The sequence below is a fragment of the Borreliella japonica genome (assembly GCF_900099615.1).
GTDB lineage: Bacteria > Spirochaetota > Spirochaetia > Borreliales > Borreliaceae > Borreliella > Borreliella japonica.
In genome coordinates, this window is the sequence record NZ_FMTE01000002.1 from 202,354 (window position 1) to 218,379 (window position 16,026).

Sequence of the window (16,026 nt, forward strand, 5' to 3'; positions counted from 1 at the left end):
TACTATATAATTAATTATAATAAAAAATGTATGAATATTACATATTTAAGGAATGTTAAAACATGAAATCAGGATTTGCAGCAATACTTGGTAGACCATCAACTGGAAAATCTACCCTTTTAAATTCAATATGCGGACATAAAATATCAATCATATCCCCTATTCCGCAAACAACTAGAAATAAAATAAAAGGAATCTTTACAGACGACAGAGGACAAATTATTTTCATAGACACACCGGGATTTCATCTAAGTAAAAAAAAAATTAATATTGCAATGATGAAAAACATACACTCTTCAATAGGAGAAGTTGAACTTATTCTATATATAATAGACATTCAAGACAAACCTGGAGAAGAAGAAAATAAAATGTTAGAAATAATTAAAAACTCCAAAATTAAATTTTTAGTACTGCTTAATAAAGTTGATCTTAAAAATACAAAAATAAAAGAAATAACAGAATTTCTAAAAGAAAAAAAAATAGAGGCTAATAATATAATTAAAATATCTGCTGAAAAAAATATCAACACCGAAGAATTAAAAAATAAAATTTATGAAAATTTTTCAGAAGGTCCACTTTATTATCCACAAGAATATTACACAGATCAAAAAATAAATTTCAGGATTAGTGAAATAATAAGAGAAAAAGCTATTGAAAACCTAAAAGAAGAACTTCCCTATTCTTTGTATGTGGATATTGATACTTTAGAAAATAAAAAAAAGGGCCTTTTTATTAAAGCAAATATTTTTGTAACCAATGAAAGTCAAAAAGGAATAATAGTAGGAAAAAGCGGAAAAGAAATAAAATCAATAGGAGAAAGGGCAAGAAAAACGATTGCAAAAATTTTTGAGACAAAATGCAACCTATTTCTCCAAGTAAAACTAAAAAAAAATTGGAACAAAGAAGATAAAATAATAAAAAAACTTATAAATTAATATTTAACTACAATTTTCTCAATTCTTGAAACTTGAAAAATAAAATGCTAAAATTAGATCAGGAATAGAATGTGAAAACGGCGCATTGGGCAGATTTTTACGCAGAAAAAATAAAAAAAGAAAAGGGGCCAAAAAATCTATACACAGTAGCATCGGGAATTACACCATCTGGAACTGTGCACATTGGTAATTTTAGAGAAGTTATCTCCGTAGACCTTGTGGCAAAAGCCTTGAAAGACTCGGGATCAAAGGTAAGATTTATTTATTCTTGGGATAATTACGATGTATTTCGAAAAGTTCCTAAAAATATGCCAGAACAAGAACTTCTTACAACTTATTTAAGGCAAGCAATAACAAGAGTCCCTGACACAAGAAGTCACAAAACAAGTTACGCAAGAGCTAATGAAATTGAATTTGAAAAATATCTGCCTATAGTGGGAATCAATCCTGAATTCATTGACCAAAGTAAACAATATACCAACAGCGTTTATGCAAGCCAAATAAAATTTGCACTTGATCACAAAAAAGAACTGTCTGAAGCATTAAACGAATATAGAACTTCAAAGCTTGACGAAAATTGGTATCCGATCAGCATATTTTGTACAAAATGCAATAAAGATACAACAACTGTAAGTAATTATGACAATCATTACTCTGTTGAGTACTCATGTGAATGTGGAAATCAAGAATCTCTAGACATAAGGACCACATGGGCTATTAAGCTTCCTTGGAGAATAGATTGGCCTATGAGATGGAAATATGAAAAGGTCGACTTTGAACCTGCGGGAAAAGATCATCACAGCAGTGGTGGTAGTTTTGATACGTCTAAAAACATTGTAAAAATTTTTCAAGGCAGTCCCCCTATAACATTTCAATATGACTTTATTTCAATAAAAGGACGTGGTGGAAAAATATCTTCCTCATCAGGAGATGTCATATCACTCAAAGATGTTCTTGAAGTTTACACACCTGAGGTCACAAGATTTTTATTTGCCGCTACAAAGCCAAATACTGAATTTTCGATCTCATTTGACCTTGACGTAATTAAAATATACGAAGATTACGACAAGTTTGAGAGAATCTACTATGGAGTAGAAGATATAAAAGAAGAAAAAAAACGATCATTTAAAAGAATTTATGAGCTATCTCAACCATACATGCCAAGCAAAAGAATCCCTTATCAAATTGGATTTAGACATTTAAGCGTAATCTGTCAAATATTTGAAAATAATATAAATAAAATTCTAAATTATTTAAAAAACGTTCAAGATGACCAAAAAGACAAACTAATCAATAAAATCAAATGTGCAATTAACTGGATTAGAGATTTTGCACCCGAAGATTTCAAATTTTCATTAAGATCTAAATTTGATAACGCAGAAATACTAAAAGAAAATAGCAAAAAAGCAATTAATGAACTTTTGGATTTTTTAAATAAAAATTTTGAAGTTGCTACGGAGCAAGACATTCAAAACGAAATATATAAAATTTCAAGAGAAAACAATATAGAGCCCGCTTTGTTTTTCAAGCAAATTTATAAAATTTTAATCGACAAAGAAAAAGGGCCCAAATTAGCCGGATTTATCAAAATAATTGGTATTGATCGATTTGAAAAGATTGTAAGTAAATATATTCAAACCTTAAAATGATAAAAAAATAAGCCATAATTATATGACTTATTAACAACACTTTAATAACAATAGACTATTACTTTAACTTTCCTTGACTGGCAACAGATTCCATTGCCTTTTTAATCTTACTTTCATCGCCTAAATAGTAATGTTTAATAGGATTCAAATCTTTATCTAATTCGTAAACTAAAGGAATACCTGTAGGAATGTTAAGCTTTAAAACATCTTCTTCACTTAAATTATCAAGATATTTAACAAGAGCTCTTAAAGAATTGCCATGAGCAGCAACAATAACTTTTCTACCTTCAAGAACTTCTTTTGCAATCTCATCAGTCCAATAAGGAATAACTCTTGCAACAGTATCTTTAAGACACTCTGTTGAAGGAAGTTCTCTTTTAGGGATATATTTATATCTTGAATCTTTTATCGGATGACGATCATCAGATTCTTCTAAAGACATTGGGGGCACATCATAACTGCGTCTCCAAATTAAAACTTTATCTTCCCCGTATTTTGCAGCTGTTTCTGATTTATTTAAACCTTGTAAAGCCCCATAGTGCCTCTCATTTAATCTCCAGGTTTTTTTTACACTAATATAAGATTGCCCTAGTTCTCGCAAAATAATATTTAAAGTATCATTAGCCCTTGACAATAAAGAACTAAAAGCAATATCAAAAGAATAACCTTCTTGCTTAAGAAGCAAACCTGCTTCTACAGCCTCATCAATACCCTTATCAGAAAGTTTAACATCAGTCCAGCCAGTAAAAAGATTTTCTCTGTTCCACTCACTCTCTCCATGTCTTACTAAAACTAATTTATACATAAAATCTCCTAGCATATTATTTTATTTACTAATATTAATAATTATAAATTAGCATAAAATCTAGTCAAGATTTCAATCTTAATTAAATAATGATATACTTTAAAATGCATCAAGCTTTTAATTCATTCAAGCAAGGAACAAAAATTATGGAAAATCAAAAAAATTTGGTAGCAAAATATGCAATTGATCGCTACATCAAAAGCAATATGAACCTTGGAATCGGAACGGGTACAACTATTTATTATGCAATAAAACATTTGAGTGAAAAGCTAAAATCAGGCAACTTAAAAAATTTAAAATTATATGCAACAAGTAGCGATACAAAATATTTACTCTCAAAAGAACAAATTCCTTATGAATCAAATTTTTCAAAACTTAACAAAAATATAGACATTGCAATTGATGGCGCTGATGAAATTCTATTAGAAAAAAAAAGCTTGATAAAAGGAATGGGAGGAGCACATCTAATGGAGAAAGTAATAGCTTACAACTCAGAAACATTGCTAATAATAGCAGATGAAACAAAAATTGTAAAAAAATTGGGAACAAAAATGCCTATTCCCATAGAAGTTGCTCAAAATGCTGTTGGATTCATTATGACTAGACTTGAAGAAATGAATTTAGATGCAACCTTGAGAATTTGTAACGAAAAAAAAGGCCCCATTGTAACTGATAACAATAATTATATTTTGGATGTAAAAATGAACGTAGAAAATCCCGAAGGAACAGAAAAATACTTCAAACTATTTCCAGGCATACTTGAGATTGGAATATTCAATCACAAAAACACAAAAATAGTTTATTACCAAAACAAACAAATCAAGGAAGCCTAAACTTCACCTTAAAAAGGTTATCATTAAAATAATTTATAATTTTTACTAAATAAAAATCCAACTTAAACCTTTCACGCCCTTTTAATAACATAGTATTATTATCAAAAACAAACTTTTTACTTAAAGTTGAGCAATAGTTAATAAACTGAAAAAATTGTTTTTCATTATACTCAAATCTAAGCCTAAGAGATCGTAAGTTAACACCTTGAATAGTCCCGAGTCCTTGAATAAAATGATAAATAAAAAACTCTAAATCCTCTAGCAATTCAAACGTTGCCAAGTGATTATTTGCCTTAACAAAACCAATATCTTTTATAATCAAAGCTTTTACATTATTATTCTTGTCATTACAGAAAAGCAAGCTTACAGCACCCAATCCCAATCCTAAATATGGCTTTAACTCCCAATTTAGCTTATTATGCTTACTCTCATGACCCTTTAACACAAAATTGGTAATTTCATAATTAATGTATCCATTAGATTCTAAACACTCTAGAGCACAAAACCAAAGCTTTTCTGAATCAATGTTGTTATCAAAATCTCTCAAGCTAAATCCTTCCTCTTCACATATAAAATCATTAAAACAAATATGCTCAGGCATATATGAAAGCAATTCTTTCAAGTCTCGCTTGAGATCAGATTTTTTTTGAAAAGGCATATTGATAGTCATATCAATATTTAAATCAAAAGGAAACTTTCTAATATTGTTAATTAGAATATTCATTTTTTCATAATAAATTTCGGATATCCCCATAACCTTTCTAAATTTTAAAAAAAAACTTTGAACACTAAGATTAATTCGAGTAATACAAAATTCATCCAAAAGTTTTAATTTTTCAAAGTCAATATAACCAGGAATAATTTCCAAAGTAAATTCTTCTAATAAAGCCCAATTAATATATTTGGACAAAGAAGTAAAAATAAATTTTAAATTATCCTGCCTACATAAACAAAAATCTACATGCTTAATGTAAAGTGTTTTTATGATTGGATTACCTAACAAAGTTAAGTGATATTTCAATTCCTCTAAAACTCTACTAAAAATGCTAAAATCTTTACAACAAAATGAAATATTAATATAAAGACTTAACTCAACAAGAGGTAAAAGATCTACTCTCATAATTGGTCTTTTCAAAATTTAAATTTAATTATAACATATATAAAGTACAAATATTAAAACTTATTAAAAAATATAATAAATAAGGGAGATTTGAAGGAGATTTTTTAATGACCAAAGACTACTATAATATACTCGGAATACAAAAAAATGCTAACAATGAAGAAATTAAAAAAGCTTACAAAAAATTGGCAATAAAATATCACCCGGACAAAAACAAAGGAAACAAAATAGCTGAAGAAAAGTTTAAAGAAATAAATGAAGCTTATGAAATTTTATCTTCTCCTGATAAAAAAAGAAATTACGATGCTTTGGGTAGCACCAATTTTAATGTCAACAAAGACCATTTTGAAAGAGAATTTAACAGCTCAAGATTTAGTAATTTTGAAGATCTAGATTTTTTTTCCAGAATCTTTAGTGGATCTTCAAGAAAACCAGCAGACAAAGAAATAACTGTAAATATTTCACTTTATGATGCTTATATGGGAAGTAAAAAAATAATACTTATAAACAACAAAAAAATCGAGATAATAATTCCAAAAGGAACATTAGAAACAACTAAAATAAAAATAAACGACAAAGGTCCTATTAATCCAATTTCTAAAATAAAAGAAAGCTTAATAGTCAAATTTAATATATCAAGCTATAAAAATTTTAAATTAAATGGAAAAACCTTAGAAACAACAATAGAAGTTTATCCATGGGAAATGGCTCTAGGTTGCGAAAAACTATTTGAAACAATTGAGGGGAAAAAAATCAAACTTAAAATTCCTTCGGATGCAAAAAATGGAGAAATCCTAAACTTAAAAGGACTAGGAATGCCCGTAATTGGAAGCGGTTCAAAAGGGGCTCTTAAAGTCACCTTGATGGTAAAAATTCCCAAAATAATAAATAACGAAGTAAAAACTATTTACGAAAGATTAAAAGAGATATATAGTTAAAGTGTTTCTGAAAATAAATGTCCAAAGTTTTTCAAATTAGCCTCCCAACCCGATTTATATTCATTAAATTTATTTATTTTAGACTCATATTCTTTGATTCCATCTTCAATATTATCAAAATTCTTAACAATATCCACTGAAAATTGAAAAACATCCCCTTGTCGGGGAGCAAGAGTGAAAAAGGCAAATTTCCAATTTCCAGAATTTATAGTAGATACTATCCTTTTTTGGAAAACATAATCGGAGATTAAAACAAATTTTTGAAAATCTTTTCTTCGCAAATAAATAAGCTCATTCCACTCATTAAAAATAGCATCGGGCAATTCGTTTAAACCGATCTCAATTATATTATTAATAGATAAAAGAATTTGTAAAATTTCCAATAAATTCAAATAATAGCTATCAAAACATTGAATTGTAATCTCAAGCAAAGCAATTTTTATAAGCAGTTTAGAAATGTCAAGACTATGATCTTTCATTATTTTATCAATTCTATCTTTTGTATGATCTATAATAAATTTTTTATGAGTTTCTTTAATATTATTGCTTTTTTTAATTTGCTCTACTTTTTCATAATAATCATTAATTTCTTTATTAATTACATCTAAATTATTACTATTAGCCTCATTGGAGAAAAAATCCAACGAATTACTAAGTCGAACTAAAAATTCTTCTTGAATAAAAAATGTAGCAATTCTTATGCAAGAAAATGGAGCTTTACTCTTTTTTTCAAAATTTTCAATTTTTTGTTTAAGATCTACTCTAAAATTTAAATATTTAAGTTTATCTAAAAATCTATTAAAATAGGAAATATCTTCTAATAATTCATCTTCTTGAATGTCTAAAAATTCTGAATTGGGATGATATTTCCTTATCAAATTTTTAATAATAAGCAAAGTATCTAAAAAAATAGCTTTATTGGCATCCCAAGATTTACTGATGTTGGGATTAAAATCCTTATAAAGCTTATCTAAAAACACAAGTTTATCTTTGAGCAAATTAGCATCGTTAATAAGGCTTGACTGCTCTCGATAAGAATAATAATTTATTAAACTATACCTAAAAATACTAAAATTAAGATATTTTTGAAAATCAAAAAATCTATAAAATCCTAATGAACCAAAATCAAAAAACTTCATGCCATAATATCATCTTATTCAAAAGATCTACTTTATCTTTTTATACAGATTTAAAAGTATTGGAGACGCTATAAAGATAGAAGAATAAGTTCCAACAATTACTCCTACCATAAATACCAAAGAAAAATCCTTTATAGGTCCTTCGGTAAACACAAAAATAGAAAATACTGCAACAAATGTAGTAACTGACGTCAAAACAGTTCTTGATAAAGTTTGACTAATGCTTATATTCAATATATTTAAAAATGTATTATCAGTTAATCGTTTAACATTATCTCTGATCCTATCAAAAATAATTATTGTGTCGTTTAAAGAATATCCAATAATGGTTAATATTGCCACAATAATATAACTATTAATCTCTATTCTAAATGCCCCTAAAAAAGCAACTATAAAAAATATATCATGAAATGTTGAAAGTATGGAAGCAATAGCATAACTTAATTTAAATCTTAAAGTTATATAAATCAAAATCAGGGTAAATGTTCCTAATACCAAAAATATTGACTTAATTCTCAAAGTAGAAGAAAAACTTGAATCAATAAAATAAGAATCCAAAACTTCAACATTAGCATCAAATGTTTTTTTAAGTTCATCTATTATTGTTTTTTGAACTTCTGTTTTAAAAGCATAATCAATAATATCTGACTTTACTACAATAGAAAATTCGCTTTTATTCTCATTAGGTGAGAAAATGTTTTTAACATCTAAAGCTTTATAAATCGGAGAGAACATCCTTTTAATTTCATTTTCTTTAATATCTGATTTTTCTATTGAAAGATTAATATTAACTCTAGAAGAAAAATCTATTCCCCAATTGTATCCACCGTGATAAAAAAAAGTATAAATAAGTCCAATCAAAATCAAAACAACACTAACAATTAAAACATTGCTTCCATATTTTGAAAAATTAATTACTTTTTGCATATTTTGAACTCCAAGATATACTTACAAATTTGTTTTTTCTAACAGACATGATAAATTCCAAAATAAATCTTGAAAAAATCAAACTACTAAAAAGAGATGACACAATTCCAACAGAAAGAGACCATGCAAAACCTTGAATAACTCCCGTCCCAAGAAGAGTTAAAAAAAGTACCGCAATAAATGTCGTTATATTTGCATCCATAATAGATAAAAATGCTTTTTTAAAACCATCTTCAAAAGCATTTTCAAACTTTCTGCCTTCTCTGATTTCTTCTTTAATTCTCTCATAAATAACTATATTTATGTCCACAGCCATGCCCATTGTCAAAATAAGACCTGCAATACTCGTTAAAGTTAAAGTAAAATTAAAAGCCGACAATATTGCTAAAATTAAAAATACATTATAAATAACAAGTGAAAATCCGGCTACAAAACCGCTCAAACCATAATAAACGCACATAAACAAAAAAACTAAACAAAGAGCAAGCACAGAAGCTTTAATACCAAGCTCAATAGTCCTAGCACCAAGAGTAGGGCCTATTATTCTCAAATCATCTATTTTAATATCAACTGGAAAAGCTGCGGTTTTAAACACTAAAGCAAGATCTAAGGCTTCTTTTTTATCAAAAGAATCGCCTTGAATTGAAACATTGCCACCAGTAATAGCATATCCAATTCCTGCCACAGACTTAATTTTACCTTCCATAACAACGGCCAAAGACTTTCCAACATTTTTTTGAGTAAATTTAAAAAATTTTTCACTTCCATCAACATCAAGGTTAAAAGCAACAATATCTCGACCTGTTCTAGGATCATTAGAGACTCCAGCATCTTTAATGTGAGCACCATCAAATGAATTTTCAGGACTTGCATCAACTACATAATAACGAACCGATGACTCATCATCTACCCCATAAGAATCTTTAACATACCAAGGAAAAATTTGCTTACTATCTGGTAGGTTCATACTTGTCTGAATTTCGGAAATAGAAAAAAGAGAGCCCGCTTCTAATATCTTTTTATGCAAAAGAGATGTAGATTCGTCATCAACTACATAAAAAGTCAAATTACCTTTCCCACTCAAAAGAGTATTTACCCTACTCTCATCTTTTTCTCCAGGAATATCTAAGAAAATTTTATTTCCCCCAGCCTCTCTTGCAATTTTGGGTTCTGTAAGACCAAACTTATCTACTCTATCTTTAAGAATTTGCATTATACGATAAATAGCATCTTCTTTCTCAGCAAAGGTCAAAGAACGACCTAATTTTTTTTCAATACTTGAATAATCAAGAGAAATAGTAACGCTCATCCCCCCAGACAAATCAAGTCCAAGATGTATTATTCTGCTTTTACTATTCTTTATGTTCTCATAATGTCTATAAATTTCTAAACTTACTTCTCCCATATCCGAATCAGTCAAAAATCCTTCACGCAAAGACTTAGCAGTAAAAAGATTCGGCGGAACTCTCATTGAAGACTTATAATTATTTTTTGCTATTGGAATTAAATAAGAAAGACTAGGCGGAATACTACTATTAGGATCTTTATGATACAACTCCTTAAGCTTAACAAAATCATCCAAAGCTTTTTTCTTTGAATAATCCCTTAAAGCCTCTTGTGAATATGAGCTTATTTTTTTATCCTCAACACTCATTAAAAAATACCATTTTAAAGTCGGAAATATCAAAAGACACGCAAAAAACGTCACCAACAATATCAATACAAGCTTAGATCCTTTTTTCATTATACAAATCCTTAAAATTTTTAACAAATATCATTATTAGCTACCAGTTCTAATTTTACCTTAAATTATAATACCTTTTTAACTTCACTTTTTTCAGACACAACTTTATCAATAGAATTTTTTACAAATACTGCTTCGATATTTGGACTTAATTCTAAAATAACATCCGTATCACCTAGTTTTTTCACAACTCCAAAAATTCCACCTATTGTTAATACCTTATCGCCTTTTTTTAGATTTTTTATCATTTCTTTTTTATTCTTTTCTTCCTTACGCTGAGGAGATATCACTAAAAACCAAAATATAGCAATAACAGGCACAAAAACTAACAAACTTCGAAAAAAGCTACTACTGCCGTTAAATTCTTGCAATAAAAACACAAAACCTCCTTTACTATATATATGTCACTTTTATCTTATTAATATCGCTGGGATAAACAACTCCAAACAAAAGCTTAAAGTCGTCTTTTTTGGTATAATTAGAATTACTTATTTTATTATACTCTTCAATTAAATAATTAATAAGAGAATCGTCATTTCTATAAAGAGCTTTACTAAAGGCACTTCTATAAAGTCCAAGTTCAAAAAGCTCCTTAACGCTTTTACCTTTGTTTTCTCTTAAAAGCTGCCTATCTACTATTGCTTTTGAACCATCATAACCTATACAAAAAACAAATTCATCCTCACTCAAAATAATTCCTTTGAATAATAAAATATTTCACCGGTAAAAACATAAGTTCACCGGTGAAACCTTAATTTACATCATTCCCATTCCTGGGTCCATAGGATAACCACCACCGCCAGAAGCATTTTTATCTTCTTTAATATCAGTGATTGCACATTCTGTTGTTAATAAAAGTCCAGCAATTGAAGCAGCATTTTGAAGCGCACTTCTTGTAACCTTAGCAGGATCAATTATTCCACTCTCAATCATATTTACCCACTTAAAACTGGAAGCATCAAAACCGAGTCCTTTTTTTTCAGTTTTAATTTGATGGATATAAATAGATCCTTCAAAACCAGCATTTGAAATAATCTGTCTCATTGGTTCTTCAAGACTTCTTTTTACAATTTCAAAACCTTGCTTTTCCTCATAACTTAATTTGCTTGTATCTATTGTATCCAAATACATAGCAACTTCAATAAGGGTTGATCCACCACCAGGCACAACACCTTCTTCAACAGCAGCTCGAGTTGCAGAAAGAGCATCTTCAACTCTATGCTTTTTCTCCTTAAGCTCTACTTCAGTAACAGCTCCCACATTAATAACAGCAACTCCACCAACAAGCTTTGCAAGACGCTCTTGAAGCTTTTCTTTATCATATTCAGATGTTGAATCTTCAATTTGTTTTTTAATAAGCTCTGAGCGTTCCTTTATTTGCTCTTTATTACCGGTATTAATAATAGTAGTATTGTCTTTATCAACCTTAATGGTTTTAGCTTGTCCAAGTTGTTCAATCTCAACTGTCTCAAGAGTAAGACCTAGTTCCTCACTAATTAAAACCCCGCCAGTAAGCACTGCAATATCTTCAAGCATGGCCTTTCGTCTATCACCAAAACCAGGAGATTTAATTGCACAAACCTTTAAAGCTCCTCTAACACTATTTAAAACAAGAGCAGCAAGAGCATCCCCTTCAATATCCTCAGCAATAATCAATAAAGGCTTATTTGTCCCTAAAACTTTCTCAAGAACTGGTAAAAGCTCTTTAATAGAACTAATCTTCTTTTCATATATTAATATGAAAGCATCATCAAAACTAACACTCATATTCTCTTTATTGGTGGAAAAATAAGGAGAAAGATATCCTCTGTCAAATTGCATGCCCTCAACATAAGAAATTGTAGTATCAAAAGTTTTTGACTCTTCAACTGTTATAACCCCATCTTTTCCAACTTTATCCATTGCTTCGGCAATTTTTTCGCCTATATAACTGTCATTATTAGCAGAAATTGAAGCTACTTGCGCAATCTCTTCTTTTGTTGTAATTTTCTTTGCAGACTGACGAATTTTCTCAGCAGCCAAATTTACAGCATGATCTATTCCTTTTTTTATTCCAATAGGATTAATTCCTGAAGACACATTCTTAAGGCCTTCTCTTGCAATAGCATAAGCAAGAACAGTGGCAGTTGTTGTTCCATCGCCGGCAACATCATTTGTTTTAATAGCAACTTCCTTTAAAAGCTGCGCTCCCATGTTTTCAAACGAATTTTCAAGCTCAATCTCGCGAGCAACGCTAACCCCATCCTTTGTAACCGTTGGAGAACCGAACTTTTTATCAATAAGAACATTTCTCCCTTTTGGCCCAAGAGTTACTTTTACAGCATTGGATAATTTTTCAACGCCACTAAGTAAGCTTTTTCTAGCATCTTCATTAAAATATATGTCTTTAGCCATAAAAATTTTACCCCTTTTTATACATAAAATAATTTATATTTAACACTATAAGATTAACATAAACTTAATACATTCGCTATAGCGTATTGCTTTCATATATCAAAAAATACAAAATATACGAAACTAACACAAATTTTTATTATATAATGTAAATATTGGCTAATCTTTATATCATAAAGACAAAGAATTTATGTTTAGAAAACTAAAAAAATCAAAAACTTACATTATTATAATTTCAATAACTAAATTTTCAGAAGATAACCTGTTATCAATAATATCAAATATAAAATATTTGATTGAACACAAACGGATAGCTTACAAAATACATTGGACATTTCCAATATACTTTTTTGAAATTTTAAGAGAACATGAAGAATTAAATAAATGGCTATTTGAAAGATTTAAAACCAATAAAGATATATATATGCCTGGAACTTACAGCGGAAGCCCTCATGAATATATGCTACACGATGAAATACATTTAGATTTATATTGGGCATTAAAAAATCCATTCAAAAGTGGATACAAAGACATATTTCAAAATACACCTATTATGCTTTATATATACAACATAGAAAAGTTTAGAAAAAAAGTGACTGAACTTTACAGAAAACTTAATTTCAATTACACAGAGGGAATAAGGCAGAGCAAAAATAAAAAAACTTACTTAATTTTTTATAAAAATAACTGTCAATATTTATATGAAGTCCAAAAAATAGATTCTCCAAAAAGCAACGTAGAAACTCTTATTTATTTTTATGAAATCAAAGAAACTTATGATAATCAAGAATTAAAAAATTTTTTACTTTATTTAAAAGCCTTGGAAAATAACTTACACAGCATCAAGATACAAAATCTAGAAGGATCAAAACTTACTACCGAACTACTAGAAATTCCAAAATTCAACTCCCTTAAAGAGCAGGAGCCAATAATAAATTTTCAAAATAAAAGGCTTAAAGATTATCAAATCAATGAAAAAAGCTTAAGAGAATTTTTAATAAACAAACACCAAGAAGAAATTGTCAAAAATTCAGAATCAATTGCAGCTAAAAACTTGGAATACAATATGGAAGGAAATTTCACACTATCTCACGATCAATACAATATCAAATTCGAAAATGGAAAATTAAATAAAATAAAATTTAAAGACAAAAAAGTAGAATTTCTAAACACATCTAGAACCTATCTCAAAGTTTTGTCGAAAAAAGAATTAATAAGAGAAGCATCTATTGAAAGCTCATTTTCTTTCTCAAATGAAAAAATTTTAGGAATAAAACAATATTTAGCTTTTAACTCTACAAAAAAATCAACAATTGATTTTTTTGTAGATGAGACTATCTCTAGCTTCTTTGTATCCATTAAAATACAATGGCCTTCTAAAATCAATCTAGATAAAAAAACATTAAAAAAATGCAATCCTGATTATCTTCTTGAATATTCAGCCCTTGAAATACCTATTTTTGAAATTGCAAAAGGCACTAATTTAAAAATAACAGCAAAATACAGCGATCTTGATACTTATGAAAAAATAATAATAACTAAAAACAATCCCAAAGGTTACATTAACGGTACAGAATTTTTGATATCTAAAGGAAACGACAAAAACAGTAATTTTTTTATAAGCTTTTTAAATGTTGAAAAACAAATCATACATACAATTAATTATAAAATTGAAAAAATAAATTCTAAAAAATGGTTAATTTTAAACATAGGGGGCTCTTACAACACAGTCAAAATCCAAGACGTAACAAATTACTCTCAAACACTAAATTTAATGATACTGCCATTAAATAATAATTTTGATAACAAAATAAAACTAAATTCAAAAATAAAAAATTTAATTTTTTATACTAATATAAAAAAATATGAAATATAAAAAAATATGAAATATAAAAAAATATGAAAATAAATAAATAATAAGTAGTAAAATATTAATAACTGGGTATAAAATTATCCTAAGAAGAACATAAAAAGTATTTAATCTTTAATTTAAACAAAAAAGGTATAATAATATGAATGATAACATAATAGACGTCCACTCCGCATTGGAAAAAGTTGGCATTACAAATGATCCTGTATTGCTGAAAAACTTAACATCAGAATTAGGAATGAAAGCATCTCATTCAAGAAACAGAATAATACTCTACATAGCGTCAAACCCAAAAGAATACTTTACAGCAAAAGAAGTTTATAACAAACTTATAAAAGAAATTCCAAGCCTATCAAAGGCAACAGTATATAATACATTAAACATTCTAAAAGAAAGAAACATACTAAAAGACATAAAAACTACTGATCAAAAAGAAACAAAGTTTTATCTAAGCTTAGCTTCCACAATAGCTCACTTTAAATGCAATAAATGCAATCAAGTTCATCCTATCCAACTTGACGACATTAAAGATATTTTGAAAGACAAGCTTGGAGAAAACTGGGAAACAAAATCTATTGAAATAATCTACTCAGGACATTGCAATAATTGTTACAAAAAAGATGCTCATAATAACAACGATGCCCTAGATAGCAAGGGAATTACTGTATGAATATAAAGAATATCATTTTTATAATTATATTCTTATTACTCTTAATACTAGTTAGTCCAAGGATAAAATTTAAAAATGAATTTTCAAAAAAAGCAATTCCCAAAAACATTAAAGAAATTGACAATTACTTATTAAAAGAAGAATTACAATTCAGTTTAGAAGGAAATACAAAAAAAGAAGTAATTTGGTATAAAGAGGCACAAAAAACAAAATATTCTGTAGTATACATTCATGGATTTGGAGCATCAAAAAATGAAATTTATCCGGTTCCAAATAATATTGCAAAAGCACTCAATGCAAATCTTTTTTTTACAAGATTAAAAGGACACGGAATTGACAATAAAAATGCATTTCGAGGGATAACTACCCAAGATTGGCTAAGAGACATTGATGAAGCTATTAAAATTGGCAAACTAATAGGTGACAAATTAATATTAATTGGCACCTCTAATGGGGGTGCTGCCTGCATCTGGGCTTTAGCAAACTATCCAGATGAAATAAACTCAGTAGCATTGATTTCTCCTAATGTATTTCCTTACGACAAGAGAACAAATATTGTTTACTATCCCTGGGGACGACAAATTGCGTATCTTATAACGGGCGGTTACAATAAATTCGAAACAAAAGAAAATAAAAGAAAAGAGCACATGACTATCAAAAGCTACTCTTCAAAAGTACAACATGTAGACGCAATTATTGCAATGATGGGCCTTGTCAAATTATTAAATTCATATAATTTCGATGAAATCAAAACACCTTTAATAATAACCCACACACCTAATGATCATACAGTAGACCCAATAAAAATAAACGAATTCATAAAAAATTATGGGGGTGAAAAAAAAGATATTCCCATTATCCTTCTTGAAAATTCACATGCACACGTACCTATTGGAAACCAAAGCTACAAAAGCGCACAAAACACATCATACTTCACGAAGTATGCAGTTGACTTCATAAACAAGACAAATAAGTAATAGCCTTGAGGCTATTACTTATTAA

General features: G+C 28.4%; 15 protein-coding genes. 7 read left to right on the plus strand and 8 right to left on the minus strand.

Annotation, left to right across the window (positions count from 1 at the left end; genetic code table 11):
• Positions 1-62 precede the first annotated feature (62 nt).
• Entirely contained in the window at positions 63-935 is an 873-nt protein-coding gene (gene era / locus BLO14_RS00945; protein WP_091971844.1) for a GTPase Era, read from the plus strand.
• 71 nt (positions 936-1,006) lie between these two features.
• Entirely contained in the window at positions 1,007-2,584 is a 1,578-nt protein-coding gene (gene lysS / locus BLO14_RS00950) for a lysine--tRNA ligase (protein WP_091971846.1), read from the plus strand.
• 58 nt (positions 2,585-2,642) lie between these two features.
• Here lysS and gpmA read toward each other — a convergent pair whose 3' ends face one another.
• Positions 2,643-3,389 (minus strand): 2,3-diphosphoglycerate-dependent phosphoglycerate mutase, encoded by a 747-nt coding sequence (gene gpmA / locus BLO14_RS00955; RefSeq protein WP_091971848.1) that lies wholly within the window; start codon positions 3,387-3,389, stop codon positions 2,643-2,645.
• A gap of 146 nt (positions 3,390-3,535) precedes the next feature.
• Here gpmA and rpiA point away from each other — a divergent pair, with 146 nt between their 5' ends.
• Positions 3,536-4,222 (plus strand): ribose 5-phosphate isomerase A, encoded by a 687-nt coding sequence (gene rpiA / locus BLO14_RS00960; protein ID WP_091972282.1) that lies wholly within the window; start codon positions 3,536-3,538, stop codon positions 4,220-4,222.
• Here rpiA and psgB read toward each other — a convergent pair.
• Positions 4,209-5,342 (minus strand): HemN-related non-iron pseudo-SAM protein PsgB, encoded by a 1,134-nt coding sequence (gene psgB, locus BLO14_RS00965; RefSeq protein ID WP_091971850.1) that lies wholly within the window; start codon positions 5,340-5,342, stop codon positions 4,209-4,211. The two genes, rpiA and psgB, sit on opposite strands and share 14 nt — an antisense overlap.
• A gap of 107 nt (positions 5,343-5,449) precedes the next feature.
• Here psgB and BLO14_RS00970 point away from each other — a divergent pair, with 107 nt between their 5' ends.
• The gene (locus BLO14_RS00970; protein ID WP_091971852.1) at positions 5,450-6,280 is read left to right on the plus strand and encodes a DnaJ domain-containing protein; all 831 of its coding nucleotides are present in this window, start codon (positions 5,450-5,452) and stop codon (positions 6,278-6,280) included.
• Here BLO14_RS00970 and BLO14_RS00975 read toward each other — a convergent pair.
• The 6 genes from BLO14_RS00975 to groL all read right to left on the minus strand — a co-directional run bounded on the left by BLO14_RS00975 (position 6,277) and on the right by groL (position 12,484).
• Positions 6,277-7,419 (minus strand): hypothetical protein, encoded by a 1,143-nt coding sequence (locus BLO14_RS00975; RefSeq protein ID WP_091971854.1) that lies wholly within the window; start codon positions 7,417-7,419, stop codon positions 6,277-6,279. The two genes, BLO14_RS00970 and BLO14_RS00975, sit on opposite strands and share 4 nt — an antisense overlap.
• Before the next feature lie 27 nt (positions 7,420-7,446).
• On the minus strand, positions 7,447-8,346 hold the full coding sequence (gene secF, locus BLO14_RS00980) for a protein translocase subunit SecF (protein WP_091971856.1): 900 nt from the start codon (positions 8,344-8,346) through the stop codon (positions 7,447-7,449).
• On the minus strand, positions 8,330-10,090 hold the full coding sequence (gene secD / locus BLO14_RS00985; RefSeq protein WP_091971858.1) for a protein translocase subunit SecD: 1,761 nt from the start codon (positions 10,088-10,090) through the stop codon (positions 8,330-8,332). Before secD ends, secF begins: the two co-directional genes overlap by 17 nt.
• Positions 10,091-10,155: 65 nt before the next feature.
• On the minus strand, positions 10,156-10,491 hold the full coding sequence (yajC, locus tag BLO14_RS00990) for a preprotein translocase subunit YajC (protein ID WP_091971860.1): 336 nt from the start codon (positions 10,489-10,491) through the stop codon (positions 10,156-10,158).
• Entirely contained in the window at positions 10,484-10,780 is a 297-nt protein-coding gene (locus tag BLO14_RS00995; protein WP_091971862.1) for a hypothetical protein, read from the minus strand. Before BLO14_RS00995 ends, yajC begins: the two co-directional genes overlap by 8 nt.
• Positions 10,781-10,846: 66 nt before the next feature.
• Positions 10,847-12,484, minus strand: coding sequence for a chaperonin GroEL (gene groL / locus BLO14_RS01000; protein ID WP_091971864.1), 1,638 nt, complete (start codon positions 12,482-12,484; stop codon positions 10,847-10,849).
• Between the two features lie 190 nt (positions 12,485-12,674).
• Here groL and BLO14_RS01005 point away from each other — a divergent pair, with 190 nt between their 5' ends.
• The 3 genes from BLO14_RS01005 (at position 12,675) to BLO14_RS01015 (ending at position 16,001) form a co-directional block, all read left to right on the plus strand.
• Entirely contained in the window at positions 12,675-14,360 is a 1,686-nt protein-coding gene (locus BLO14_RS01005; RefSeq protein WP_091971866.1) for a histidine kinase, read from the plus strand.
• A gap of 136 nt (positions 14,361-14,496) precedes the next feature.
• Positions 14,497-15,024, plus strand: a complete 528-nt coding sequence (bosR, locus tag BLO14_RS01010) for an oxidative stress transcriptional regulator BosR (RefSeq protein ID WP_091971868.1) — start codon at positions 14,497-14,499, stop codon at positions 15,022-15,024.
• The gene (locus tag BLO14_RS01015; protein WP_091971870.1) at positions 15,021-16,001 is read left to right on the plus strand and encodes an alpha/beta hydrolase; all 981 of its coding nucleotides are present in this window, start codon (positions 15,021-15,023) and stop codon (positions 15,999-16,001) included. The genes bosR and BLO14_RS01015 overlap by 4 nt, the downstream gene beginning before the upstream one ends.
• Positions 16,002-16,026: the final 25 nt, after the last annotated feature.